This window comes from Archangium sp. Cb G35, assembly GCF_001896145.1.
Classification (GTDB): domain Bacteria; phylum Myxococcota; class Myxococcia; order Myxococcales; family Myxococcaceae; genus Archangium; species Archangium violaceum.
Window position 1 is genome coordinate 352,327 of sequence record NZ_MPOI01000007.1, and the last position, 26,830, is coordinate 379,156.

The 26,830-nt window shown below is 68.5% G+C and carries 19 protein-coding genes; 8 read left to right on the plus strand and 11 right to left on the minus strand.

Going from position 1 to position 26,830, the window contains the following annotated elements; all coding sequences use genetic code 11:
* Positions 1-16: 16 nt before the first annotated feature.
* On the minus strand, positions 17-1,411 hold the full coding sequence (locus BO221_RS22910; RefSeq protein ID WP_073562610.1) for a protease inhibitor I42 family protein: 1,395 nt from the start codon (positions 1,409-1,411) through the stop codon (positions 17-19).
* Positions 1,412-1,647: 236 nt separating this feature from the next.
* Between BO221_RS22910 and glp the strand changes: the two genes are divergently transcribed.
* From glp to BO221_RS22925, 3 genes are all read left to right on the plus strand, one after another.
* Positions 1,648-2,874 (plus strand): gephyrin-like molybdotransferase Glp, encoded by a 1,227-nt coding sequence (glp, locus tag BO221_RS22915; RefSeq protein ID WP_073562611.1) that lies wholly within the window; start codon positions 1,648-1,650, stop codon positions 2,872-2,874.
* Between the two features lie 66 nt (positions 2,875-2,940).
* On the plus strand, positions 2,941-3,618 hold the full coding sequence (gene ribA, locus BO221_RS22920; RefSeq protein WP_073562612.1) for a GTP cyclohydrolase II: 678 nt from the start codon (positions 2,941-2,943) through the stop codon (positions 3,616-3,618).
* A 61-nt stretch (positions 3,619-3,679) separates the two neighbouring features.
* Positions 3,680-4,486, plus strand: a complete 807-nt coding sequence (locus BO221_RS22925) for an MBL fold metallo-hydrolase (protein WP_233166216.1) — start codon at positions 3,680-3,682, stop codon at positions 4,484-4,486.
* A gap of 104 nt (positions 4,487-4,590) precedes the next feature.
* On the opposite strand, the gene lipB is transcribed toward BO221_RS22925, so the two are convergent.
* From lipB to lipA, 4 genes are all read right to left on the minus strand, one after another.
* A complete protein-coding gene (lipB, locus tag BO221_RS22930) occupies positions 4,591-5,676 on the minus strand; it encodes a lipoyl(octanoyl) transferase LipB (protein ID WP_073562614.1) in 1,086 nt (361 codons plus the stop codon).
* The gene (locus BO221_RS22935; RefSeq protein WP_073562615.1) at positions 5,673-7,094 is read right to left on the minus strand and encodes a ClpX C4-type zinc finger protein; all 1,422 of its coding nucleotides are present in this window, start codon (positions 7,092-7,094) and stop codon (positions 5,673-5,675) included. Before BO221_RS22935 ends, lipB begins: the two co-directional genes overlap by 4 nt.
* Before the next feature lie 85 nt (positions 7,095-7,179).
* On the minus strand, positions 7,180-8,454 hold the full coding sequence (locus BO221_RS22940; protein WP_073562616.1) for a dihydrolipoamide acetyltransferase family protein: 1,275 nt from the start codon (positions 8,452-8,454) through the stop codon (positions 7,180-7,182).
* A gap of 41 nt (positions 8,455-8,495) precedes the next feature.
* Positions 8,496-9,431 (minus strand): lipoyl synthase, encoded by a 936-nt coding sequence (lipA, locus tag BO221_RS22945; RefSeq protein WP_043394636.1) that lies wholly within the window; start codon positions 9,429-9,431, stop codon positions 8,496-8,498.
* 238 nt (positions 9,432-9,669) lie between these two features.
* Between lipA and BO221_RS22950 the strand changes: the two genes are divergently transcribed.
* The gene (locus tag BO221_RS22950) at positions 9,670-10,458 is read left to right on the plus strand and encodes a DUF72 domain-containing protein (RefSeq protein ID WP_073562617.1); all 789 of its coding nucleotides are present in this window, start codon (positions 9,670-9,672) and stop codon (positions 10,456-10,458) included.
* A gap of 115 nt (positions 10,459-10,573) precedes the next feature.
* On the opposite strand, the gene lpdA is transcribed toward BO221_RS22950, so the two are convergent.
* Positions 10,574-11,971: a dihydrolipoyl dehydrogenase gene (lpdA, locus tag BO221_RS22955; protein WP_073562618.1), complete on the minus strand. Its 1,398-nt coding sequence runs from the start codon at positions 11,969-11,971 to the stop codon at positions 10,574-10,576.
* A 76-nt stretch (positions 11,972-12,047) separates the two neighbouring features.
* Between lpdA and BO221_RS22960 the strand changes: the two genes are divergently transcribed.
* Both BO221_RS22960 and BO221_RS22965 read left to right on the plus strand, forming a co-directional pair.
* The gene (locus BO221_RS22960) at positions 12,048-13,145 is read left to right on the plus strand and encodes a hypothetical protein (protein ID WP_233166217.1); all 1,098 of its coding nucleotides are present in this window, start codon (positions 12,048-12,050) and stop codon (positions 13,143-13,145) included.
* A 25-nt stretch (positions 13,146-13,170) separates the two neighbouring features.
* Entirely contained in the window at positions 13,171-13,980 is an 810-nt protein-coding gene (locus tag BO221_RS22965; protein ID WP_073562619.1) for a hypothetical protein, read from the plus strand.
* A 34-nt stretch (positions 13,981-14,014) separates the two neighbouring features.
* Here BO221_RS22965 and BO221_RS22970 read toward each other — a convergent pair whose 3' ends face one another.
* Positions 14,015-15,832 carry an ATP-binding protein gene (locus tag BO221_RS22970; RefSeq protein WP_233166218.1) on the minus strand — a complete coding sequence of 606 codons (1,818 nt, stop codon included), beginning with the start codon at positions 15,830-15,832 and terminating at the stop codon, positions 14,015-14,017.
* A gap of 345 nt (positions 15,833-16,177) precedes the next feature.
* On the opposite strand from BO221_RS22970, the gene BO221_RS22975 reads away from it, so the two are divergent.
* Positions 16,178-16,906, plus strand: coding sequence for a sialidase family protein (locus BO221_RS22975; RefSeq protein ID WP_073562621.1), 729 nt, complete (start codon positions 16,178-16,180; stop codon positions 16,904-16,906).
* Positions 16,907-16,965: 59 nt separating this feature from the next.
* Positions 16,966-18,906, plus strand: a complete 1,941-nt coding sequence (locus BO221_RS22980) for a ribonuclease R family protein (RefSeq protein WP_073562622.1) — start codon at positions 16,966-16,968, stop codon at positions 18,904-18,906.
* Here BO221_RS22980 and BO221_RS22985 read toward each other — a convergent pair.
* The 4 genes from BO221_RS22985 to BO221_RS23000 all read right to left on the minus strand — a co-directional run bounded on the left by BO221_RS22985 (position 18,867) and on the right by BO221_RS23000 (position 26,797).
* Positions 18,867-21,035, minus strand: a complete 2,169-nt coding sequence (locus tag BO221_RS22985; protein ID WP_158079897.1) for a carboxypeptidase-like regulatory domain-containing protein — start codon at positions 21,033-21,035, stop codon at positions 18,867-18,869. The genes BO221_RS22980 and BO221_RS22985 overlap by 40 nt on opposite strands.
* 179 nt (positions 21,036-21,214) lie before the next feature.
* The gene (locus tag BO221_RS54925) at positions 21,215-22,792 is read right to left on the minus strand and encodes a peptidoglycan DD-metalloendopeptidase family protein (RefSeq protein WP_158079898.1); all 1,578 of its coding nucleotides are present in this window, start codon (positions 22,790-22,792) and stop codon (positions 21,215-21,217) included.
* A 42-nt stretch (positions 22,793-22,834) separates the two neighbouring features.
* A complete protein-coding gene (locus BO221_RS57375; protein ID WP_073562625.1) occupies positions 22,835-24,538 on the minus strand; it encodes an LGFP repeat-containing protein in 1,704 nt (567 codons plus the stop codon).
* A gap of 120 nt (positions 24,539-24,658) precedes the next feature.
* The gene (locus BO221_RS23000; RefSeq protein WP_073562626.1) at positions 24,659-26,797 is read right to left on the minus strand and encodes an N-acetylmuramoyl-L-alanine amidase; all 2,139 of its coding nucleotides are present in this window, start codon (positions 26,795-26,797) and stop codon (positions 24,659-24,661) included.
* Positions 26,798-26,830 lie beyond the last annotated feature (33 nt).

Sequence of the window (26,830 nt, forward strand, 5' to 3'; positions counted from 1 at the left end):
AGTGCCAGACAGGCCCTCAGGGCTTGACGTTCACGGTGAGCTTGAACGAGCGCTCCACCTGACCGGGATTGAAGGCCTTGGCGAGGAAGAACTCGACCTCGGAGGAACCGGGGTTGCGAGGGGTGAAGAAGAACTCGCGGGTGGCGGGCCCATCCGAGACGGGCTCGAAATTGGCCTCCCTCAGGCCCACGCGCTTGGCCGCCGTGGGCTCGATGGCCCAGGTGAAGCCCGGCTGCTCCGGGAGCCGCACGGTGAAGGCGTGGTTGAGCCTCACGTCGATGGCGGTCGACTGCTCGCCCTCCACGTGGACGGAATCCAGGCCCTCGCGGGAGATGGGACGGGTGTCCGAGGGACGCGGCTCCACGTTCTCCACGTCGATGCGGCCACCCCAGCCAGAGGACTTGTCCACCACGCCGGTGACGGACAGGGTGTGGCCCAGGAACTTGCGCAGCCCCTTGGCGCCCTTGCCCTCGAGGATGTAGGACACCTGCTGGCGGGTGCCGCCGTTGGACACCACCAGCACGAACTCGTCGCCGGTCATCTCCAGGTTGCCGCGCAGCGCGGCGAAACCCTTCATGCCCGCGCCCATGCCGGCGGAGATCACCTGGGACACCTCTCCGGGGGAGAGGTAGCGCAGCCGGACCTCCGTCTCCGTGGGCTCCGGGGTGGGCTCCTCCACCTCGGGCTTCTTGGCGGAGAACTTCCGCACGTCCACCGTGCCGCCGTAGTTGGTGGTCTTCTTGATGAGTCCGCTGACGGACACCTTGTGATCCAGGTAGGCCGGCAGCACTTCCTGATCCGGCCCCTGGAGGATGAAGGTCAGCTCGCGCTTGTCGCGGCCCACGACCACCAGGTTGGGAAGCCCGTCGATCACCGTCAGACGGCCCTTGAGGCTGCCCTCGCCCACCACGCCACGGCCTGCGCCGGCGGTGAGCAACTGCTCCAGGTCGCGCTTGTTGAGCGGCTCGGCCAGGGGCGGCAGCTTGGTGGCGCGCGGACGCGGCTTCTCGGCCGCCGGCGGCGTCACCGGAACCTCGCGGCCCTTGCCCTTGGGCGCTGCCTCCTTGCCCTTGGGCGCGGCGGCTTCCTTCGCCTTGGGCGCGGCGGCTTCCTTCGCCTTGGGCGCGGGCTCCTTCTCCTTGCCCTTGGGCGCCACGACTTCCTTCACCTTGGCGGCCGCCTTCGCGGCGACTTCCTTCACTTTGGTGGCTGCCTTCGCGGCGGTCTTCTTCGCGGCGGCGGGTGCGGCCTTCGTTTCCTGCTGCTTCGCGCTACCGGTCGCCTTCGTCACCAACTTCGCGGCTGCCTTGGCCACGCTCTTGGAGGCGCTCTTGAGCACACCCGGCTTCGTCGACTTGACCTTCTTCGCAGCGGGAGTCGCCTTCTTGGCCCCGGACCTGGGCTTGGCCATCGACGCTGTCTCCTTGAATTCCCGTGTCTATTCAACGGGTTGGCACATCGGCCCCCGCCCGGACGCGGGCCATGCGATCACCAGCGCTTGTAACGATGATCACTGGGACTGTCAAACAAAGTCTTGAATTTCCTAGGGACTTTGATCCCAAAAACAGCCAATCGCTACACGTATGTTTCGCGCTCCCGGGACAAAGTGGATCAGCCCTGGGAGATCACCCCGAGGATGCCCGACCCATGAAGGAAGATGCCGCGCTGCTGCCCGTGGAGGATGCCCGAGCCCGCACCCTCGCCCTGGTCTCCCCGCTGCCCCCCGAGTGGGTCCGGCTGGAGGAGGCGCTGGGGCGCGCCCTGGCCGAGGACGTGCGCGCCCAGCGGACCCTGCCGCCCTGGGACAACTCGGCCATGGACGGGTTCGCGGTGCGCAGCGCCGATCTCTCGGCTCCCCTGCCCGTCCGCCTCCAGGTGAAGGAGACGATCTACGCCGGCCAGACGCCCCGGAGGGAAGTCCAGCCGGGCACCTGCGCGCGGATCATGACGGGGGCTCCGCTGCCGCCGGGAGCGGACGCGGTGGTGATGCGCGAGCGGACGCAGCTGGCACCCGGGGGGGAGGCGGTGGACATCCTCGAGGCGGTGGGGCCGGGCCACTTCGTGCGTCCGAGGGGTGAGGACGCGCGGGAGGGAGAGGTCCTGCTGCCCCGGGGCACGCCGCTGGGGATTCCGGAGCTGGGGCTGCTGGTGGGCCAGGGGATGCTGATGGCGCCGGTGCCGCGCCGGCCGCGGGTGGCCATCCTCTCCACCGGGGACGAGCTGTGCCGGGCGGACGCGCCCGCCGAGGGCCGCATCGTGGACGCCAACGCCCCGGCGCTCTCGCTGGCGGTGCTGCGCGCGGGCGGAGTGCCCTCGGTGCTGGGCATCGCCCGGGACACGCTGGAGGACGTGTCCCAGCACCTGGCCGCCACCCAGGGGTACGATCTGGTGCTGACGAGCGCGGGCATGTCCGTGGGCGAGCACGACTTCGTGCGCGAGGCCCTGGAGAAGCTGGGGGTGGAGCGGGACTTCTGGCGTGTGGCCATCAAGCCGGGCAAGCCGCTGGCGGTGGGCCGCAAGGGGGGCACCATCTACATGGGCCTGCCGGGCAACCCCACCTCCTCGCTCGTCACCTTCGAGCTCTTCGTCCGCCCGGCGCTGCGCCGCATGCTGGGGCACCCGGACGTGGAGCCGACGAGGGTGTCCGGCCGGCTGGACGGCGAGCTGCGCAAGCCCGAGGGGCTGGCCCACTACGTCCGGGTGACGTCCACCTGGAGGGACGGCGAGCTGTGGGTCAAGCCCCTGGCCACCCAGACGTCGGGGGCGCTGCGCTCCGCTGCCTCGGCCACCCACCTGCTTCATTTCCCCCGGACGTCCAGTAGGCTTTCTACTGGTGACAGGGTGGAATTGGTTGCTCTCTCCTGGGGGGCATGAAGAACGAACTTCAAGGGTTCGCATCCAACTTGTGCCCCCAACTGTTGTGCGGGAGAAAGGGTCATCATGTCCGAGTCGCGTACACCGCAGGTTCTTCCGACCCGCAAGAGCACGTCCCTGCTGGAGAAGTTCTCCGAGGCGGACGTCCCCACGGGCCGGGGCGTGTTGCGCACGGTCGTCTTCCGCGAGAAGCGCAATGGCCGGGAGCACGTGGCGCTGGTGGTGGGGAAGGTGCAGGAGCTGGAGGGGGTACCCGTCCGGGTGCACTCCGAGTGCCTGACGAGCGAGGTCTTCGGCAGCCTGAAGTGTGACTGCCGGGAGCAGCTGGATCGGGCGCTGGACTTCATCACCCAGAACGGGTGTGGGGTGGTGCTCTACCTGAGGCAGGAGGGCCGGGGCATCGGCCTGGGGAACAAGATCAAGGCCTACGCCCTGCAGGCCGAGGGCCTGGACACCTACGAGGCCAATCGTCAACTGGGTTTCCCGGACGATCTGCGCAGCTACGACATCGCCGCGGAGATGTTGAGGCTGCTTGGGGTGCGGTCGGTGGACCTCATCACCAACAATCCCCTGAAAATTGCAGGCCTGGTGGAAGAGGGAATTCCCGTACGACGACGCATTCCCTCGCGTACGGAGCATAATCCGCATAACGTCGGCTACCTGAGGACGAAGCGCGAGCGGACGGGGCACCTGATTGAGCTCTTCGCCGAGGACGACGACGACACGGAAGCGAAGGTTGGCTGAGAACGAACGAGAGGGAACGCCCGCCGAGGCGCGCGTCCCGTTCCATGTACGTTTCTGGGGAGTGCGCGGCTCGATCCCTGCACCGGGGCCGAAGACGCAGCGCTACGGGGGCAATACGCCCTGCGTGGAGATGCGCTGCGGAGACGAGCTGCTCATCTTCGACCTGGGAACGGGCGTGCGCGAGCTGGGGTGGGAGCTGTTGAGGGCGGGTGGACCGGCACGTGCCTCGATCTTCCTCTCGCACTACCACTACGATCACCTGCAGGGGCTGCCGTTCTTCACGCCCATCTTCATCCCGAAGTTCGCCTTCACGGTGTATGGCGCGCCGCGAGGCAGCCATTCGGTGAAGGAGGTGCTGGCGGGACAGATGGTGCAGCCCTATTTCCCGGTGACGGCCGAGGAGACCTTCAAGGCGCAGCTGACGTACAAGAACCTGGAAGCGGGCCAGCAGTTGGAGATAGGCCCGGCGCGGGTGCGTACGCTGGACCTGAACCATCCGGGAGGCAATCTGGGCTACCGGGTGGAGTGCGACGGCCGGTCGGTGGTGTACGCGACGGACGTGGAGCACGGGTGCGAGAAGGACGAGGCCCTCGTGGAGTTCGCGAGGGGCACGGACATGCTCATCATCGACGCGATGTACACCGAGGATGAGTACCGGGGCCGCAAGGGCTCGGCGAAGATTGGCTGGGGCCACTCGACGTGGGAGTCGGCGGTGGAGACGGCCAACGCGGCGAAGGTGAAGCAGCTGGTGCTGTTCCACCACGAGACGACGCGAGACGACGCGGCGATGGACGAGTTCGTCGAGGAGGTGCGCAAGCACCGTCCGGAGACGATCGCCGCCGTGGAGCAGGAGATCCTGAAGCTGTAATCAGGCCGTGGTCCACAGCCTGTAGTCCCCTCGCCCCACTCACCCCTCTCCCCCCCGGGAGAGGGACGGGGTGAGGGTGCCGGGCATCCCGGGCTGAACCCGTGTCACGCCCCGAGCGCCCGGACGGAGCGCTGCACGCCCTCACGCAACCCGCGGAACGGGAGCCGAGCCAACGCGGTGGGAACATCCACCCACTCGTAGGCATCGTGCTCGTCGCCGAGCCGCACCTCGAAATCCGCGGTGCATCGCGCGGCGAACCCGTTCTCCTCGACGAGCCGGGGAGGCACCACGCTGCCGACGGCGAAGGCGTGGCGGTACTCCAGGTCCACGACGTCGGTGCGCAGCCCGGTCTCCTCGAACAGCTCACGGGCGGCGGCCTCGCGAGGCTTCTCCCCCGCCTCCAGACGCCCCGTGACGATCTGCCAGAATCCCCCACGCTCGGGGCGGCGGCGCAGCAACAGCACGCGGGCCTCCGGGCCCTTCCCCCGCACCAACGTGACGCACACCGTGCTCGTGAGAGGCGCGGGCTCGGCGCGCTGGAGTCCGAAGACATCGGCGAAGTGCCGGGCGATCTTCTCCTCGACCTCGGCCATGGGCACGGCGTGTCCGAGCTCCTTCTGCAGCGAGGTGACACCGGCCTCGCTGATGCCGCAGGGGACGATGAGGTTGAAGTGGGGCAGGTGCGTGTTGACGTTGAGCGCGAAGCCGTGACTGGTGAGCCAGCGGGCGAGGTGGACGCCGATGGCGGCGATCTTCCGGGCGTCGGGCGAGTCCTCCTGGCCGATCCACACGCCGGGCCACTTGGGGATGGTGCCGGAGGTGATGCCGTACTCGGCGAGGGTGCGGATGACGCACTGCTCGACATCGCGCACGTAGCGGCGGACGTCCTGACGGCCCTCGGGGAGGAGGAAGATGGGGTAGCCCACGAGCTGTCCGGGCCCGTGGTAGGTGACATCGCCTCCGCGGTCGGTCTCGAAGGTCTCCACGCCCTCGGTGGCGAGGCGCTCGTCACTGGCGACGATGTTGAAGCGCTTGGCGGCGCGGCCGAGGGTGAGCACGGGCGGGTGCTCGAGCAGGAGCAGGACGTCTCCGCAGAGGCCCTGGCGGCGAGCCTCGCCGAAGACCTTCATGAGCTGGAGACCATCCTCGTATTCGACCCGGCCGAGCCGGTACACCGTCAGCGTGTTCACGATGATCCCTTCCGCCGGCCACGGCGGGCCGGCTTCGCCTTCGCCTTCTTCTTCACCTCCAGGCGCCAGGAGCCGGGAGGCACGCGGGCCAGGAGGGCGCGCAGCTCATGCCCCGAGCGCGGCGAGCGGGCCGCCTCGGTAGCGAGGGCGGTGAGCACCTCGCCGGGAAGCTGAAGGTCCCCGCGCGCGACGAGCTGACGCCGGGCGATCTCGATCAGCTCCTCGACGGCTGGAGCGGAGAGCGTGACGAGCCACTGCACCTGCTCCAGCAAGACAACGGGCAGCGAGCCCCGTACGGCCTCGGACAGCGCGGCGGTGGTGGGAACGGACACGCGGCCGGAGTCCGAGAGGAGCGAGAGCCCCGAGGTCACCGGACCACCCCGTGCCGTCATCACCGCGGAACACGCGGGGTGGCGCGAGAGAAAAGCGATCAAGGAGGCCTGCTCGGCGGGAGAAAGCCGGTCCACGTCCTCCAGGAGGAGCACGGAGTCCACCGGAGCGCGGTCGAACGAGTCGGGAGTCACGAGCACTCCCCTGCCCTGCTCCACGAGTGCCCGCATCCACGTGCTCTTTCCGGAGCCCTCGGGGCCCAGCAGCAGCACACGGCGGACACCGGCCTCCAGACCGCGCTCGAGTCCCTCACGGGCCTGCACCTGCCCCACCAGCTCGACGGAGACGGGCCGCTGGGGAACCGGAGCCTGAATTCGGGCAGCAGGAGCCACGGGAGCCACACCGCCGAGCAGCGCACCCGACTCACCGATGCAGGCGGAGCAGATGAACGCCCCCGCGGGACCGGCGACGAGCGCACCCACCTCGGAGCGAGGCCGGCAGCAGAAGGAGCACCAGGCATCGAGGGACGGATCCGCGCGAGTAGGCCCCCGCTCGATGAAAGCCCCCTCGTCTTCGGCGGCTCCCTCTCCCTTTGGGAGAGGGTTGGGGTGAGGGTCTTCCTTCACCACGGGAGCCACGGCAGCCGGAGCCTGGGGCACCGCCTCCTTGCCGGACACCGGCACACTGCTGACAGCGGAGCGCATCATCTCGGCGGCGAGGGCCACGGGACGAGTCCGCCGATCCATGGACAGCTCGGCCTCGCGCAGTGCCTCCTGGAGGGAAGACGAGGAGTCCTCCTCGAGGACGAACACGCCGGGCTCGGGCCCACCTTCGTCGTCGTCGGGAGCCAAAGAAGGAGGAGGAGGCGGCGGCTCCTCGCGATCCAACTGGCGGAGCTCCTCCTCGAGATCCTTGCGAGAGGGATCCAACCGGAGGGCGTAACGCAGGAGCTGCTCGGCGCGGGGCTTGTTGCCGGAGCGCCGGCAGAGGTCGGCGGCGAGCCGGAGCAGCTCGATGGCGCGGGGCTTGTCACCACCGAGCTCCGCGGCCTGGGCAGCGCGGATGACGTCGCGAACGTTCTCGGCCATGGGCTACGTAACCTCCTCGAAGGCCGGGAGCGCGGTGCGCGAGCGCTCCCAGCGAGGCACGCGCCCCCGGCGGGCGACCCGGCCGTCAGGCCATGGCCAGGAACAACATGTCCGGATGCTCCAGGTACTTGATGACCTCGTACACGAAGTCAGCGGCGACCTGGCCGTCGATGACGCGGTGATCGGCGGAGATGGAGACGTTCATCATCTCGCGCACGACGACCTGGCCGTTGCTGTCCACCGCGGGACGCTTGCGCATGCGGTGGATGCCCATGATGGCCACCTCGGGGTGGTTGATGATGGGCGTGGCGAAGATGCCGCCGGTCTGTCCCAGCGAGGTGATGGTGAAGGAGCCGCCAGTGAGCTCCTCCATCTTCAGCTTGCGATCCCTCGCGGCGGTGCTGAGGCGGACGACCTCCTCGGCCAGCTCGCGCAGGTTGAGACGGTCCGCGTTCTTGATGACGGGGACGGTAAGGCCCTCGTTGGTGGCCACGGCGATGCCGATGTTGAACTCGCCGCGCACGACGAGCTCCTGGGCGGCCTCGTCCATGTTGGCGTTGAGGTGCGGGTACTTCTTCATCGCCGCGAGCGTGGCCTTGATGATGAAGGGCAGGAAGGACAGCTTGGTCTTCTCGCCGGCGTTGGCCAGGGTCTCGTTGAGGCGCTTGCGCAGGGCGACGAGCTCGGTGCAGTCGACCTCCTCGACGAAGCCGAAGTGGGGCGCGGTGAACTTCGAGCGCACCATCTTCTCGGCGATCTTCTTGCGCAGACCGCGCAGGGGGATGCGCTCGTCACCACGGCCCGGGGCCACGGAGGGCGCGGCCGGACGGGCCTGCTGGGCGGGGGCGGCGGGAGCCACCTCATTGCGCGCGGAGCTGCCCCCCTCGAGGGCGGCCACGACATCCGCCTTCATCACGCGGCCCTGGGGACCGGAGCCGGAGATCTCCGCGAGGTTCAGCCCGTGCTCGGCGGCCATGCGGCGGGTGAGCGGCGTGGCCAGCACCTTGGAGGCGGCCTGCGGACCGGTGGCCTGGGCCGCGGCGGCCGCGGGAGCAGCGGCGGCGGGAGCCCCGTGAGCGGCGGGAGCACCATGACCCGAGGCCTGGGCCGGGGCGGCACCCTCGATCTCCAGGGTGACGAGGATCTGGTGGACCTTGGCCATGTCACCTTCGTTGCCGTGCGTCTGCACGACACGGCCGGCCGTGGGGCTGGGCACGGTCACGGTGGCCTTGTCCGTCATCACCTCGGCGAGCGTCTGGTCCTGCTTGACGCTGTCGCCGGGCTTGACGTGCCACTTGACGAGCTCGCCCTCCTGCACGCCTTCGCCAAGATCGGGCAGCTTGAACTCGAAGATCGCCATTCGCGGGGGTCCGTTTCGGGAGTGAGGGTGTTGGGGAAGGATCAGGTGTTACCGGCGAGCCCCAGGCGCTCACGCTCCATGAGGCCCTTCATGAAGAACTCGGCGGCGCGGTAGCTGGAGCGCACGAGCGGCCCGGAGGCGACGTACAGGAAGCCGTAGGACTCGGCGAGCTGCTTGTAGTCCGCGAACTGCTGCGGGGTGACGAAGCGCTCCACGCGCAGGTGGTACTGCGAAGGCTGGAGGTACTGGCCGAGCGTGAGCACGTCCACGCCCACGGCGCGCAGGTCCTTGAAGGTCTGATCCAGCTCGGCGTCGGTCTCGCCCAGGCCGACCATGACGGAAGTCTTCGTGTAGAGCTTCTCGGGCCGCTGCTTGAGGTACTCGAGCACCTTGAGCGACTGGCGGTAGGTGGCGCGGCGATCACGCACGGTGGGGGTGAGACGCTCCACCGTCTCGACGTTGTGGGCCACCACGTGCGGGCGGGCCTCGGCCACGGTGGTCAGGTCGCGCTCCACGCCCTTGAAGTCGGGGATGAGCACCTCGACGACCGTCTTGGGCGAGTGCTGGCGCAGCTCGCGGATGGCCGAGGCGAAGTGGCTGGCGCCGCCATCCGGCCGGTCATCGCGGTTCACGGAGGTGACCACGATGTACTCGAGGTCCATCTCCTTGACGGCCTGGGCCAGGTGGATGGGCTCCATGGGATCCAATGGAGGGGGCGCACCGACCTTCACGTGGCAGAAGCGGCAGGCGCGGGTGCAGACCTCGCCCATGAGCATCACCGTGGCGGTGCCACCGCCCCAGCACTCGGCGATGTTGGGGCAGCGAGCCTCCTCGCACACCGTGGCCAGCTTCGTGCGGCGCACGATGGATTTCACCCGCTCGTACCCATCTCCGCTGGGGAGACGTACCTTCAACCACTCGGGCTTCCGGGTGGACTCGGATACCTGCGGCAGGGGGAAACGATCGGGAGTTGCCATGGGTCGCGGGCCTTCTACGGGTTGGGCGAAAGCAGGGTCAAGCGGGAAGCCTTGACGCGAGGCGTCAGCTTCCCCGAGTTCCCGCCTGTTGTAACGGCCCCATCGTGAGTGGGCAGTAACGGGGTGACCCAGGAGGCTCGCCCACCTCCCGGCCGTAAGCACAGCTTGAGCGAAGGATGAGCGGAGCACGCGTTGGGCGCCAGGGGCCCGGGAGGGCGGGAGTGCCCATGCTAGGGGCATGAGACCCATCCACCTGGGGACGAGCGGCTACGTCTACAAGCACTGGAAGGGACTCTTCTATCCAACCGGGCTGCCGGCCAGCCGCTGGCTCCCCTACTTCGCGCGGGTATTCGCCACGGTGGAGCTGAACGCACCGTTCTACCGGTTGCCCACGGCGGACGCGGTGGACGGCTGGAGGGAGCAGACACCGACGGGCTTCAAGTTCGCGTGCAAGGGCAGCCGCTATCTCACGCACATGAAGCGGCTGACGGACGTGGGCGAGGGCCTGGAGCGCTACTTCAGCGTCATCCTGCGCCTGGGCTCCAAGCTGGGCCCGGTGTTGTGGCAGCTACCACCGCACATGAAGAAACCGGATCCGGAGCGGCTGGATCGCTTCCTGGCCGCGTTGCCGCGAGGCATCCAGTACGTCGTCGAGTTCCGTGACGCGGCCTGGTACCACGACGAGGTGCTGGAGGTGCTGGATCGCCGGGGAGCGGCGGTGTGCGAGCACGACCTCGTGCCAGTGCCCCCACCGCGCCTCACCGGAACCTTCCGTTACATCCGCTTCCACGGAGCGGGCTCACGCTACGAGGGACGTTACGGGCGCGAGGCCCTATGGCCGGTGGCGTGCGAGCTGGACGCGTGGAGACGCAAGGGGCGGACGGCGTGGGTCTACTTCAACAATGATCTGAAGGGGCACGCGCTGCTGGACGCATTCGATCTGGCGGAGCTGCTGGGGCGCGTGAAGGTGTACCCACCGCCAGACATGCGAAGGCCGTCCGAGACAGAGGAGTCCCGAACGGCCTGATCACAACCTGCTGTTCCCTACTCGCTGTTCCCTACTCTCACCGTGCCCACCACCCCTCTCCCACCGGGAGAGGGACGGGGTGAGGGTATCCGGGCCCAGGGTTCCCCCCGGTGACTCAGATGTGGATCGGGTGACCCAGGGTGGCCTCGGCGCCCTCCTTGATGATCTCGGAGAGCGTGGGGTGAGCGTGCATCGTATGAGCGAGCTCCTCGGTGGTGATCTCCAGGCGCATGGCGACGCAGGCCTCGGCGAGGAGCTCGGTGGCGTGGGGGCCCACGAGGTGGACGCCGAGCACCTCGTCATACTTCTTGTCGGAGACGACCTTGATCATGCCGAAGGCCTCGTTGGAGATGGAGGCCTTGGTGACGGCGGAGAACGGGAAGATGGCGGCCTTGACGTCGTAGCCGCGCTCCTTGGCCTTCTTCTCCGTGAGACCCACGGAAGCCACCTCGGGGTAGCAGTAGGTGGCGGAGGGGGTGAGGTCGTAGTTGATGGGAGCAGGGTTCTTGCCGGCGATGTGCTCGACGGCGAGGACGCACTCGGCGCTGGCGACGTGGGCGAGCATCGGCGTGGGGATGACGTCACCGATGGCGTACACGTTGGGCTCGCTGGTGCGCATCATCGCGTCCGTCTTGATGAAGCCGCGGTCGGGCTTGATGGACGTGAGCTGCAGACCGATGTCCTCGCTGACGGGGGCTCGGCCCACGGCGGACAGGACGTACTCGGCCTCGATGGTGCGCGTCTCGTTGCCCACGGTCATGGTGAGCTTCGCGCCGGTGGCGGTGGTCTCGACCTTCTCCACCTTGGCGCCGGTGTGCAGATCGATCTTCCGGCGCTTGAAGTGCTTCTCCAGCTCCTTCGAGCAGTCGATGTCCTCGATGGGGAGCAGGTTGGGCATGTACTCCACGATGGAGACCTGGCTGCCCATGTGGTTGAAGACGGAGGCGAACTCGCAGCCCACGGCGCCGGCGCCGATGACGATCAGGCTCTTGGGGATGCGGTCCAGCTCCAGGATGGAGTCGCTGTTGAGGACGCGCTTGTGGTCCACCGCCACGTTGGGCAGGGACTTGGGCACCGAGCCGGTGGCGATGATGATGTTCTTGGTGTCCAGCGACTGCTTGCCACCGCCCTCGAGGGTGACCTCGACCTTGCCCTTGCCGACGATGCGGCCATGGCCCTTGATGACGGTGATCTTGTTCTTCTTCATCAGGTAGTCGATGCCGTTGGCACCCTTGGTGACCACCTTCTGCTTGTGCTCCTGGACCTTGGCCCAGTTGACCACCGGAGCCGGCACCTCGATACCGAAGTCAGCGGCCTCGCGGATGTGGTGCAGCAGGGCCGCGGACCACAGGAGCGACTTGGTGGGGATGCAACCGCGATGGAGGCAGGTGCCACCCAGGCGCTTGTCCTTCTCGATAATGGCCGTCTTCAGCCCCAGCTGCGCGGCCCGGATCGCACCGACATACCCGCCGGGGCCCGAACCGATGATCACCAAGTCGAAAGTCTCAGCCACGAACGCCTCCGGAGTGGATGTACCCGAGCGGCGCTGATAACCACCCATCCCGGCCGGAATCAAGGAGTTTGCAATCGTGCGACGCTTCCCGCTCCGAACCCTGCTGCTGATGACCCTGGCGCTGGTGGCCTTCGTCCGCCTCTATTTCATCACCCACCGGGGCGAGCGCCGGGCCGAGTCCCCTCCCCCCGCGCCCGCCTCGGCGAGCGACCAGGCCTGTCGCACCCTGGAGCGAGCCCTGGAAGGCGCGGTGCGAGCCCCCGGAAACCCCGCCGCCTTCGCGAGGGCCCGGCAACAGCTCGACGCCTGCCCGAAGCCCCCGGTACGAGCCTGTGAGCTCGGCCCGGCCCTGGATGCCCGCTCGCAGCTCGAGGCGGGGGCGCCACCCTTGAGGGAGCTGCTGGAGACCCTGTGCCAGCGCTGCCAGGCCGGGGCCAACCCCTGCGCGAGCCATGTCACACGGGCGGTGCTGGGGCTGATGGCGGGACGCCCGGCCGACTCCTCCAACCTGCGTTGGTACCTGGAACACGCCGGGCCGGGAACACCGGAGGCCTGTGCCGAGGTGTCGCGCGCCCTGCTGGCGCCCGCCGCCCTGCCCCAGGACAGCCTGACGGACGCGCAGAAGGAGACGCTCGGCCAGCTGGCCCCGGTGTGCGCGAAGGCGGGCCAGCTCCCCGCCAATGTGCTGCACGCGGCCGTGGTGCGCGGCGGGGTCCCCGCTTTGACGCAGCTCGTCCAGGAAAAGCCGGCCGGAGAGAGCGCCGTGCTGAAACCGGACCGCACCGTGGGCACTCCGGGTGGAGAAAAGCCGTTCGATGGGCAGGAGACCACGGGCGTGACGCTCGCGGCCAAGCCCCAGGGAGAGCGGTGGGAGAAGGACGGCGCGCTGAGCGCGGTGTTCGAGCCGCCCGTGCACCAGTTGTCCGCGCTGCGGGTGCGCGCCAGTGGCCCGGGCACGCTGCGCGCCGCCGTCCGCACCGGGGATGGCCTGGGGAAGCACGATCCGGACTCGAAGACGAGCTTCGTGGATCCGGTGGCCTGCCGCTTCAAGGGCACCGGACAGTGGGAGACCTGCGCGCTGCCGGTGCCGCTGCTGGACGTGGAGGCGCTCAGCGTGTTTCCAGAAAAGGACACACTCACGCTGAGCGAGGTGGAGGCACGCGGAACCCGCTGAGCGGTCCGGCATCGGAGGGGCCGCCATGCGAATCCCTCTGCTCACCCTGATGCTGATGACCACTCCGGCCCTGGCCCAAAGCCCGCTGTCGGCACTCGTCGCCGAGTACGAAACGGGGCCGGCCTACATCTTCCAGAACGATGGCCGCTACGGCCCGACCGGCACCCCCTACGAAGCCGGCGACCTCAACCAGAAGGACAATCTGTACCGCAGCCAACGGATCGCGCTCGAGGCGCGGCTGGGGGAACGGCACGGCATCATCCTGCTGTACGCGCCCTTCGACATCACCACGCGCGCGACGCTGCCGAAGGACATCGACTTCCGGGGAACGGTGTTCCCCACGGGGACGGTGGTGGACAGCCGCTACCTCTTCGATGGGTACCGGGCCAGCTACCTGTACCGGCTCGTCAACGGTGAGCGCTTCACCTGGGACATCGGGGCGAGCGTGCAGATCCGCAACGCGCTGGTGGCCCTGGGCGCGGTGGACGGCACGCGCTACGCGAAGGAGAGCGACATCGGCGTGGTGGGAGCGCTGAAGACGCGGCTGCGCTACGAGTTGCCCTCCCGGGTATGGGCGGGGCTCGAGGCGGATGCGCTGTCCACCTTCGGACTGATCGGCAACACGACGGGCGGCATCTACGACGTGGCGCTGACGCTGGGCCTTCCGTTGAACTCGAAGGGAGACGTGCACGCCTACGCGCGGCTGCGGCTGCTCGGGGGAGGCGCGGACGTGACGAGCCGGGACATCTACAACTGGGGCAATTTCGGCTTCGCGGTGCTGGGCGTGCAGGCGGATCTGGTATCGCTGGTCGAACGCGCCCCCCCCAGGCCGTAACCGGGCATGTCCCCTCCGCCTTGGCAGGGGACCCTCAGGCGGACTCGTCCTTCACGGGCAGCTCGAGTGTGAAGGTGGCGCCCTGGCCGGCGCCAGGACTGCTGCAGGTGAGCCGGCCCTTCATCTCCTCGGCCGCCAGGGCGCTGATGTGCAGACCGAAGCCGTGCCCGTCCCTCTTGGTGGTGAAGCCCTGGGTGAACAGGCGCGCCATGTTTTCCGCGGCGATGCCCACCCCATTGTCCGTCACCTCGATGCGCAGCCGCTCCGCCTCGGACGCGGGCTGGACATGGATGCGCAGACACTTGTCCTGGTGCCCGCTTTCCACCAGCGCGTGGCGCGCGTTGCTCAGCAGGTTGATGAGAATCTGCAGCAGCTTGTGCCGGTCCACGAAGATCTGGGGCACTTCGGCGTACTCGCGCACGATGCGGATGGCCAGCCGCTCGAAGGAGATGGCGTGCAGGCGCAGGGCCTCGTCGATGAGCTGGGGCACGGCCACCTGCTCCACCGCGCCCGCGGTGCGCGCGTGCTTCTGCTGCATGCTGACGATGGACTTGATGTGCTCGACACTCTGGCCGAGCGACTGCATCTCCTTGAGCATGGCGTCCCGCTCTTCCACCAGCTGGTCGGACACCGCGACGAGATAGGGCGGCAACTGCTTGCCCTGCGAGTCGCTGGTGAGGAAGGAGGCGAGATCCGCGGAGTGATCGCGCATCAGGTGGGTGGCCTTGACCAGTCCGCTGACGCGGGAGCGGCGGAGCTGTTCGGTGACGAGCGTGGTGGAGATGTTGACGCTGTTGAGGGTGTTGCCCACGTTGTGGAGCACACCGGTGGCGACCTCGGCCATGCCCATCTGGCGGGAGACATCCACCAGGGTGCGGTGCATCTCTCCCACCCGGGCCTCCGCCTCCTTGCGGCTGGTGATGTCACGGCCGAAGAGCGTCACCCCCACCACGGTCTGGCCGTCCTCCGCCAGGATGGGGTGGAGGTTGAGGTCCAGCACGAGGCGCGTGCCTTCCAGCGGGAAGACGGTGTCCTCCAGGCGCAGGCGCTGGCCTCGATACACCTGGGCAAGGCGCTCATTCCAGAGCTGGAACCGCTCCGGCGTCGAGTGGCGCAAGAGCGGCTGCCCCAGCTCGAGCTCCGAGCCGAAGAGCTTCCGGTGGAATTGCCGCATGGCCGAGTTGGCGACGAGCACGCGCCCCTCGGTATCTATCGAGGCCACGATGTCGTCGGTGCTCTCGATGATGCTGCTCAACTTGCTCTCACTGCTCCGAAGCTTCTTCAACACCCGCTCGAGCGAATGGTAGGCCGCGGCCCGCGCGATGCTGTGCAACGCACTCAGTCCCCAGATGCCCACGAAGGTGAAGCCCGACATGACGTGCCGGACCCAGAACCGGGAGATATCCGCCTTGGAGGTCAGGTCGAGGCGGTCGAAGACGGAGAGGGGATGGACTCCGTTCATCATCACGGCGACGAGGAGGGTGTAGACCAGCGCCTGGCGCGTCCCCAGCAGGTACACGGCGAGGGCGGGGAGCAGCAGGTAGATGGCATGCACGCCGCCTTCGCGGTGGGGCTCGTTCATGAAGAGGCCCCCCACGAAACTGCCCGTGATGCCCGCCAGCATGAAGAACGCGGGAAGAGCGATCGTGTTGGCCTTGCGCGCCGCCAACAGCGCCGCCAGGTAGAACACGCCCATGGCGCTGGGGAGCGGGGAGTACGGCGTGAACAGCGTGCCCGCCGTGTACATCAGGGTGAACACCAGCATGAAACACGCGGAGCCCACGAGCACCCGGTGGCGGACGAGATCCCCGGGAGCCGCGTTGCGCAGGGGCTCCGAGAGGAACAAGTCCAACCAGCGCAGGAGCCACGAGACCCTCTCGGATCCCGAAGAGGCCTCGGCTCGGGGCTCGTGTGGCGGGGGGAGGTCCTGGCTCATCTCGGCAGAAGAAGGTAGCGCCATATCAGGGGAACAACGGTGAGGGTGCGGCGTCCTCGTGGCTCAGCGCCATTGTGGGCCGAATCCGGGCGTTTCCGAAACCAGGCGGGCAGGGAGGTGCCACTGTGGCCCGCCGAGAACCCTCGCCGCAGGCGTCCATTGCGCGGGCTCCCGCGAATGGATCCGCGAAGGACCCAGAATTCCTTGGACATTCCACCAGGGTGCGGGTCTCCTCACGAGCCCGAGCCGAGGAGTTGCCGGATGATCCTCCTGTGTCTCTGCGCGCTGCTCGCCGCCTCGCCCCCGCCGCCCGTGGCATTGAAAGCGGGCGCGGCCGGGTCCGGCGACGAGGTCACGTTGAACATCACCGGGCTCACGGCTCCCGCGCGCGCGGAGGCGGGCCTCTTCCTCTCCGGCAAGCTCTCCGTGCCCTCGCACCCCTTGCGTGCCCTGCTGCTGCGCAGCACGGACGGTGGAGCGCATTGGACCGAGGTCCTACCCGCAGTGGAACACAGCGAGGTGCTCTTCGTGGAATTCGAGGGCTGCCAGGGCCGGGTGCTCGTGGGGTGGACCACCGAGGGCCCGGGAGAGCTGCTCCTGTTCGCGAGCTCCGACTGCGGGGCGACGTGGAAACGCCGGAGCACGCTTCCCAAGGCCATCTGGTCCGAGTGGCCGGAGTGGATGGAGTGGACGGACGGCCAGCGGGGCACGGTGTGGCTATCGGACGCGAACGAGGAGAACGCCCCGGTCCGCGCACTCACCACGCGTGATGGAGGCAAGACCTGGAGTTCACCGAAGGAGCCGCCCCCCATGCCGCCCCCACGGCCACAGCCCGAAATTCGAGGTCCCTCCGGTGTGAGCTGGAAGCTGTCCTCGGATGACCAGTTCACACGTGTGGAGCGGCAGGAGCCAGGGGGCACCGCCCAGGTACGTGCCCAACTGCCGCACTTCTGGAAACGCGCGGGGAACAAGCTCGTCCCCGCACGCTGAGCGTGTATCGCGCGTACGGATAGGTGTCCACGAGCCAGGCGGGTAGCATGCCGCGCCCCATGGAAACGCCCTCCCCTTCGCGCACCGTCACCGGCCGCATCGACGTCCACCCTCGCGGCTTCGGCTTCCTCGTCGTGCAGCCGTCCGGCTCCGACGAGGTGCTCTCCGCGTTCATCCCGCCGCCCGAGCTCAACCCGTACCTCGCCGATGACGTCGTCTCCGCGACGGTGACGGCCTCGGAGGACGGCCGCTGGAGCGCGAACGGGCTGTCCCTCCTGAACCGTCCGCGCCAGGAGGTCTACGGAGAGGTGGTGCTGCGCAAGGGAGCCGTCCACCTGCGCATCGACCGTGACGTGGCCAATGGCGACTGGCCCCTGGAGACGGCCGGTGTCGAGGTGCAGCCCCAGGACGCGGTGGTGGCGCGCGTCGCCGACGGCAAGGCCTGGCTGCTGCGCAAGCTGGAGCCGGGCACGGATCGCTCGCTGGAGCGCATCATCGTGCGCCATGGGCTGCGCCGCGACTTCGACCCCGAGGTCCACTCCGAGGTTCAGCGGCTGCTCACCGTGCCCCACGCGCTCGGAGGCCGGCGCGATCTGCGCCAGGTGCCCACCGTCACCGTGGACGCACCATCCACACGCGTCATCGACGACGCCATCTCCGTGCTGCCCGCGGGTGGAGACGGGGCCCTGCGCCTGTTCGTCTCCATCGCCGACCCCGCCGAGTTCGTCACCGAGGGCTCCGCGCTGGACCGGGTGGCACGCGAGCGGGCCACCAGCGTGTACCTCGCCGGCGCCATGCTGCCCATGCTCCCCGAGGCGCTCTCGACGGACTGGCTCAGCCTCGTGCCCGGCGAGGACCGGCTGTGCCTCACCGTGGAGCTGCGCATCGACCCGGAGGGCCGGGTCACCGCGGCGGATGTCTACGAGAGCCTCATCCGCTCGTGGGCGAAGCTGAGCTACACCGAGGTGGCGGACTACCTCGACAAGGGCGAGGTGTCCGAGCCGATGGCCCCGGTGCGCGAGGCGATGCCATGGTTCCGCGCGGCGGCGGCGCGGCTGGCGGTGGCGCGGGCCGGGCGCGGGGGCATCGAGATGTCGCGCGACGAGGCCCGCTTCACCTTCGACGAGGAGACGGGAGAGGTCTCCGGCATCGAGGCCGTCAGGCCCACGACGGCGCACACGATGGTGGAGCGCTTCATGGTCGCCGCCAACGAGGCCATCGCGGGCTGGCTCATCGATCGCGGCGTCCCCGCCCTCTTCCGCGTCCAGGACGAGCCGGAGCCCCAGCGCGTGGCGGATCTGGCCGCCTTCGCACAGCACTCGGGTTTCGGCGCGGGCTTTGGCCGCAGGCTCACTCCGCTGGCGCTCGCCGCGTTCGACCGGCAGATCGCCGGCTGCACCGCGGAGCCGGCCCTGCGCTCGGTGCTGCGGCGCTCGCTGGGGCCCTCGCGCTACACCGTGGTCCCGGCCATGCACTTCGGCCTCGCCGCGCGTGCGTACCTCCACTTCACCTCGCCCATCCGGCGCTACGCGGACCTCTCCGTCCACCGCGCCCTCAAGCAGTACCTGCGCGGCCGGCGCGACTTCGTGCACGAGGACCCCTCCATCGAGCAACTCGGGGTGCACCTCAACGAACGCTCCCGCACCGCCGGCCGCGCCGAGAAGGATCGCCACCGCGTGCTGGAGGCCCGGGTGATGGCCTCGCACGTGGGCAGTGAGTTCACCGGACGGATTACCCGCGTGCGGCCCTCCGGCCTGCTCGTCCAGCTCGACGGCATGCTGGTGGAGGCCAACCTCCCCGCGGACGCCCTGCCCGACGGGCCCTATCAGCCGGATCCCCGGGAGACGTCGCTCGTGAGCGCCTCGCGCACCTTCACCATCGGCATGCCCCTGCGAGTGCGCGTGGCCTCCACCGATGAACAGCACGGCCGCGTCGAGCTCGCGCTCGCGGATGCCGTGCCTCAGGGCTCGTCAGTGACCGTCCCCTCCACCTCCTCCTGAAGACGGTCGAGTACGAGCCGCAGATCCCTCATGCCCGGCGTGACCTCGAGGCGGCCATACTCCCCCTGTGATGACGAAAGCTTGTAGCGCTCCTTCCAGATCGTCAGGACGAACCGCTCACCCACGAGCTGGCCGAAGACGAAGCGGCCATCGGGGCCCGTACTGACACCGCGGGGAGGACTCCCACACCCTTCCTTCTGCACATCCAGGAGTGACTCCAGACGGATGTGGGCCCCCTCGATCGGTTCTCCTCGTGAGTCCACCGCGATCCCGGAGAGCCCCTGCCCTCCCGCGAAGCGCACCCGCAGCTGTGCGGGAGTCTCGCCCAGGTCGACCCACTGCGAGGCGGTCCGGATGAAATCATCCCGCGCCAGCTCGGCGGCGAGCCGGTAGCGGCCAGGCTTCGGGGCCGCGACCACGGAGCGCCCCCGGAGATCCGTGTACCCCCAGCCCACCCGGGCGTCCGGCTCCTCCGCGTCCGAGGCGGGCCAGAGCCCCAACGAGACGTCCGGCAGGGGCATCCCCGCCTCATCCACCACCTCCACCTCCACGGAAGGCAGGGGAGTGGCCACGAGGCGCTGGCTCGAAGGCGCGAGCACTTCCACCACCTGCTTCATCATCCTGTTCCCCCCGAACTCGAGCCGGTAGCGCCCGGGCTTGGGGGCATCGAGGGAGAAACGCCCATCCGCTTTGGAAGTCCCGTTCACACGGATCGACTGGTCCTCTTCATCGGCATCGACCGGCGACACGGACAGATACTCCTTCGCCACCGGCCGCCCCGCGGCATCCACCAGGACCCCCTCTACCGAGGCCGCTCGCGTCAGGGTGAGGTCCACGGTGTACTCCCCCCGCGAAAACTCCTGCTCGCGGCGGTGCGGGACATAGCCCTTCATGTACGCCATCAGGCTCACCGTGCCAGCTGGCACGGGACCCAGTTGGTACCGCCCCTCCTCGTCCGTGCGTGCAACCAGCACACCGCGCTTGTCCCCACGCATCCACTCCGCCGTGACCAATATGCCCGGAACAGGCCTCTGTTCCTCGTCCAGCACCCGGCCTCGCAGGTGCGCGGCCGGAACGAGCTCCAATGTGACGTCGGTGAGCTCGCGCTTCCCTTCCTCGAAATAGAGATACGCCAGGGCGCCATCTCCGCCCTGCGTGGCGGCAAGATATGGGAACTGGAGCCGCAAGCCCTCGAGGGAGAACCGTCCAGCCGCATCGGTGAGGGTCACGGCCCCAGCACCCGGCGAATCGCGGGGATCTTGCAGGGCCCGCACCTCCGCCCCGGCCACCGGAGTCCCCTCGCGCAGGACCCGGCCCGAGACCCGCTTCGGCCCCGCCAGGATGAAGGTCTTCTCCACCTCGGGCGCATAGCCCGTGAAGTCACCGCTCCACGTCTTCTGCCCCTCCTTCGCGATGAGCAGCGTGTATTCGCCCGGCGGGAACGGTCCCAGACGGAAGTGCCCACGCTCATCGCTCATCGCCTCGAAGAAACGGCTCTGCGCCTTGAAGATGGCGGTGACGAGCGCCCCCGCGATGGGGCTGTTCGCATCGTCCGTGACATTGCCCGACAGCCGGACCCCCGCGCCCAGTGGCAGGTCCACGCCCTCGCTCCCGGCTGCCACGTCATGCTTCAGGCCCGTGCCCTCGGCGCTCTCCACCCAGAGCAAGTACGGGCCGGGCTCCAGCCCTTCCAACGTGAAGGTGCCATCCGTCTCCGTGACCGCACGAGCGGCAACGGGTGCCTCGCCCTCACGCCGCGCGACCAGGGCCAGCAACTGCTCACGTTCCGGACCCGAGGTGCAGTTGAGCAGGGCCTGGCTCTCGCCGTACTCCACACAGGTCAGCTCCGAGAGGGATTCACCCGCCACGGGGGCCGAGGCGAGCACCACCGCTCCCGCCACGGGGCCCTTCGGGCCTCGCACGAGCCCCCGGATGGGGAGGCCCGTGTCACGGGAGGCGGAGGGAAAGGCCTGGAACAGGGCCCAGGGCACGTTGCTGGCGTTGGAGACGGAAGCACGGGTGCCCGTGGAGGCCACCCGGAGCGGAGCCGAGGGCTTGCTCCGGATGGACAGCCACGCCCCCACGGCCAGGATCCCGAGCACTGCTCCGAGCACCCACCCACGTCGCATGCAGCCCTCCCCGCGCGTACTTCGTGCCAGGAGGGACATGTTAGCGCATGGAGCGACTGGTGCCCGAGTGGGATCGAGCACGGTGACGGGCACCCTCACCCCGTCCCTCTCCCGGGGGGAGAGGGGATGTTGCGCGGGGATGTTGCGCGGGGATGTCGCTCGGGGAGGACTCCCCTGAACTACTTCATGCGAACGGTGACGGTGTTGGTGGCGGTGTTGAGCGTGAGGAAGCCCTTCTGGAACTCACTCTCACGGCCCCCCGTGACGGCGTACTCGTCCGTCACCGGATAGCCCAGCGCGCTGCGCTCCCAGCCCAGCGACTCCCACTTGGCCCGGATGGGTCCGTGCACCTCGCGCGCTCCCGTCGTCGGCGTCCAGTAGATGCTGCCATTCTGGAAGTGGTTGAAGCGCCCCACCCCGTCCGGCGTCTTCGTCTCGTCCGTCAGCGGGTAGCCCAGCAGTCCCGCCTCTCGCCCCAACGCAATCCACTTCGCGTTGATGTCTCCAATCACCTCGTGCGCTCCGGTGGCCGGCGTGAAGTAGATGCTGCCGCGCTGGAAGTGGTTGTAGCGGCCCACTCCGTCCGGCGTCGTCTGCTCATCCGTCGTCGGGTAGCCCAGGTAGCTCGTCTCCCACCCCAGCTCCGCCCACTTGGCGTGGATGAGGCCCCTCACCTCGCGCGCTCCCGTCGCCTGCGTCCAGTAGATGCTGCCATTCTGGAAGTGGTTGTAGCGGCCCGCTCCATCCGGCGTCTTCAGCTCTCCCGTCGTCGGGTAGCCCAGGTCGCTGCGCTCCCAGCCCAGCGCCTTCCACTTCTCGCGGATGTCTCCGTGGATCTCCCAGGCGCCCGTATTCGGCGTCCAGTAGATGCTGCCGCGCTCGAAGTGGTTGTAGCGGCCCACCCCATCCGGCGTCGTCAGCTCGTCGGTGATGGGGTAGCCCAGGGGGCCCACCTCCCAGCCCACCTGCTCCCACTTGATGCGGATCTGCCCCATCACCACGTGGGCGCCCAGCGCCGGCGTCCAGTAGATGCTGCCGCGCTCGAAGTGGTTGAAGCGCCCCACCCCATCCGGCGTCGCCAGCTCACCGGCCTGGCACGCGCCCAGCAGCACGGGCCCGTTCACCGCGTCGTACTTCACCTTGATTTCCCCCAGGATCTCGCAACGGGAGCAGTTGTTGCTGGTGATGCTCCTGGAGCCATAGCTTCCCGGGTAGGGAGCCAGAGACACACCATTGATGACGATGTCCTGGCCCACGCCGTTGAGCAGCTGCTCGTAGTGGATGTGAGAGCCGCTGCTGGCGCCGGTGCTACCCGTGCGGCCAATCTCCTGGCCCTGGCGCACCTGGGTGCCGTTCGCCACCGAGAAGGATTTCAGGTGGAAGTAGTACGTGATCCACCCTCCACCGTGGTCGATCTTGACGTAGTTGCCAGCGCCGTTGGCCTGGGTGTGCAGTGTCGCGTAGCCAGCCGCGGAGGCGAGGTTGGGCTGGCCATCGGTGCCGCCGCCGTTCTTCACGAAGTCCAGCGCGCGCCGCACCTCGGCGCTGTGGTGGCTGTACGTCCAGGACTGCCCGCAGGGGAAGGGGGCCTGGAAGTTGGGCCGCGCGAGGGCCATGGTGATGGACGCCTCCTGCTTGGGCACCTCCTGCGTGTCCGCATTCGAAGCCTCGGAACCGCAGCCGGTGCCGCTCAACAGTAGCGCCACTGACAGACCTGACAGCCACGTACGGGGATTCAGCAATCCTTCTACTTTCATGGGGATTTCCATCCTGTGTTGGGGGGCACTGTCAGGGGATTGCTACTTCATGCGAACGGTGACGGTGTTGGTAGCGGTGTTGAGCGTGAGGAAGCCCTTCTGGAACTCGCTCTCACGGCCACCCGTGACGGCGTACTCGTCCGTCACCGGATAGCCCAGCGCACTGCGCTCCCAGCCCAGCGACTCCCACTTGGCCCGGATGGGTCCGTGCACCTCGCGCGCTCCCGTCGTCGGCGTCCAGTAGATGCTTCCGTTCTGGAAGTGGTTGAAGCGCCCCACCCCGTCCGGCGTCTTCGTCTCGTCCGTCAGCGGGTAGCCCAGCAGTCCCGCCTCTCGCCCCAACGCAATCCACTTCGCGTTGATGTCTCCAATCACCTCGTGCGCGCCCGTCGCCGGCGTGAAGTAGATGCTGCCACGCTCGAAGTGGTTGTAGCGGCCTACTCCGTCCGGCGTCACCTGCTCATCCGACACCGGGTAGCCCAGGTAGCTCGTCTCCCACCCCAACTCCGCCCACTTGGCGTGGATGAGGCCCCTCACCTCGCGCGCTCCCGTCGCCTGCGTCCAGTAGATGCTGCCATTCTGGAAGTGGTTGTAGCGGCCCGCTCCGTCCGGCGTCTTCAGCTCTCCCGTCGTCGGGTAGCCCAGGTCGCTGCGCTCCCAGCCCAGCGCCTTCCACTTCTCGCGGATGTCTCCGTGGATCTCCCAGGCGCCCGTGTTCTGCGTCCAGTAGATGCTGCCGCGCTCAAAGTGGTTGTAGCGGCCCACCCCATCCGGCGTCGTCAGCTCGTCGGTGATGGGGTAGCCCAGGGGGCCCACCTCCCAGCCCACCTGCTCCCACTTGATGCGGATCTGCCCCATCACCACGTGGGCGCCCAGCGCCGGCGTCCAGTAGATGCTGCCGCGCTCGAAGTGGTTGAAGCGCCCCACCCCGTCCGGCGTGGCCAGCTCACCAGCCTGGCACGCGCCCAGCAGCACGGGGCCGTTCACCGCGTCGTACTTCGCCTTGATGTCCCCCATGATCACGCAACTGGAGCCCCAGTTGTAATCGGTCCGGTAGCGGGAGAAGACCGCCGACACGAGCGACGAACCACCCACCGTGGTCCTTCCGCACTGCATGGCATACGCGCCCACCCACGGCGTGTACGTATAGAGCGCGGCGGTGGCCTTGGTGGCGGGCGTCACCGTGCAGGGATCCAACGTCTGCTTGGTGAGACCGACCTTCCACCCGCTCACCGTGGGACGGCCCGCGTCCAGGTCCCTCAAGTAGTTCCGGATCTTCGCGGCACCACACTCCACCTGGTTGCCAAAGCCCGAGTAGCTCGTGTTGCAGCCACCACTGTCCGGGCAGCCACAACCGGTGGCCTTGGCCAGGTTGTTCGAGGTACCGCTCTGGATGAGGCCCGACTCGATCTGGATGCGCGCCAGCATGTAGAGCGGGCTGATGGCATGCGCGCGCGAGCGCTCGACGATGAGCGTGGCGGCCGTCTTGTTGCCCCACACGGGATCCCTGTACCCGGCCAGATAGGAGCCCTTCTGCTGGAGGAACCCCTGCACCTGCGCGGGAGTAATCCAGCCCCACCCGGTCAGGTCGGCATCCTCCATCAGGCGGTGCATGTCATGGGCCCCGGCCAGATCCATCAGGACCTCGCCAGTCAGCTCGTCCACGGGACGGGGCTCTTCATCGGGAGCACCGCAACTGATGGCGGTGAGGGTGCAGAACAGCAACAAGCCACGCGACAGGCGCATGTGTCTTCTCGGGGGTAGAGGGGGGAAAGGGGGGCCCCGTGGCGGGAGGCGGATGGGTCCTCTCCCGCCGCGGGCGGACTTCGACTGCTCGTGGCGGACCTCAGGGGTCCACCGGGACTGCTACTTCATGCGAACGGTGACGGTGTTGGTAGCGGTGTTGAGCGTGAGGAAGCCCTTCTGGAACTCGCTCTCACGGCCACCCGTGACGGCGTACTCGCCCTTCACCGGATAGCCCAGCGCGCTGCGCTCCCAGCCCAGCGACTCCCACTTGGCCCGGATGGCGCCGAGCACCTCGTGCGCTCCCGTCGTCGGCGTCCAGTAGATGCTGCCGTTCTGGAAGTGGTTGAAGCGCCCCACCCCGTCCGGCGTCTTCGTCTCGTCCGTCAGCGGATAACCCAGCGCTCCCGCCTCACGCCCCAGCGCAATCCACTTCGTGTTGATGTCTCCAATCACCTCGTGCGCTCCGGTGGCCGGCGTGAAGTAGATGCTGCCGCGCTGGAAGTGGTTGTAGCGGCCCACTCCGTCCGCCGTCGTCTGCTCGTCGGTGGTGGGGTAGCCCAGGTAGCTCGTCTCCCATCCCAGCTCCGCCCACTTGGCGTGGATGAGGCCCCTCACCTCGCGCGCTCCCGTCGCCTGCGTCCAGTAGATGCTGCCATTCTGGAAGTGGTTGTAGCGGCCCGCTCCGTCCGGCGTCTTCAGCTCTCCCGTCGTCGGGTAGCCCAGGTCGCTGCGCTCCCAGCCCAGCGCCTTCCACTTCTCGCGGATGTCTCCGTGGATCTCCCAGGCGCCCGTGTTCTGCGTCCAGTAGATGCTGCCGCGCTCGAAGTGGTTGTAGCGGCCCACCCCGTCCGGCGTCGTCAGCTCGTCGGTGGTGGGGTAGCCCACGGCGCTGCGCTCCCAGCCCAGCTGCTCCCACTTGATGCGGATCTGCCCCATCACCACGTGGGCGCCCAGCGCCGGCGTCCAGTAGATGCTGCCGCGCTCGAAGTGGTTGAAGCGCCCCACCCCATCCGGCGTCGCCAGCTCACCGGCCTGGCACCTGCCCAGCAGCACGGGGCCGTTCACCGCGTCGTACTTCGCCTTGATGTCCCCCATGATCACGCACGCCGCGCCGCAGTGGGCGTTGGCGCGGTTGAGGTAGTCCGCCCACGGCCAGTTCGCGCCGGGATCCGTGCGGTTGTACGGCTGGAGCTGTCCGTGGCCCACCACGTGGTAACGATCCCTGGGAACCCCGTTGTCACGCGTGATGTCGCACAGCAGCCGGGCCGAGGCGTCGATCTGCCCCACCGGCCAGTTCACCGTCGACGCATACCCGCCGTGCTCGATACCGATGGTGAAATCGTTGGAGCTCCTTCCGTTCAGCCCGCACTCCTGGCCGCTGTTGTTGCTGCACTGGTAGGTGGCGCCAATGTGCCAGGCCCGGCTCCCGTCCCGCACCAGCTGGCTGATCTCCCCGCCGTCCTCGCGCACCACGTAGTGCGCGCTCACGCCCGAGCTGGTGTTGGTCAGCCAGCTCCAGCACCCCGAGTAGCCACTCTCACAGGTGTGGATGATCACCATCTTCACGCCCACGGGCCGGGCGTTGAAGTTGGGCGAGGGCCGCCACACGGCCGGCGCGTAGTCCGGACCGGCGAGCGCATGGGTCTGCTGCCCCAGCTCCTCCACCACCAGGCCCTGGCCACTCGCGGCCCACTCCTTCGAGAGCGTGCCCATTCCCAGGCGGGCCACCCGGAAGACCTCGTTGTTCACGAAGCTGCGACGGCCCTCCTCGCTCTCGATGCCGGACACCTCGGCCACCGCCGGGGCCCACTTCGCCGCCTGCGTCCGATCGATCTTCAGCGCATCCGCGCGGTGGGACAGCAGCGCCGCCGCCGCCCGGACGTTGGAACGCGCGTCCTTCTTGACCTGCTCCACCGTGACGCCGGCCAGCTTCGCGCCCTCCTCGAGCCCCGCCCCCGACAGCGCCATCAGTCCGTAGACCACCGGGCGCCCCTCGAACTCCTCGGCCCCCTCCACCATCTGGTAGCGCGTCTGGACGAACGAGATGGACTTGAGGAGCGCGGGCGGTACGTCGAACTCCTCGCCCGCCTCCCGGAAGAGCGCGTCGAAGGACTCGTTCTCGCGCGCGGAGGCCTCTCCCTCCTTCACGTCCACCACGGCGGGGGCCGTGGACTTCTCCTGCTGCTGCTCATTCGTGCCGCACGCCTGGGTCAGTGCCAGCGAGGCGGCGAGCACCACGATTCCTGACTTGTTCTTCATGGATTCCTCCGGACTTCGTCACTCGCATGGGTG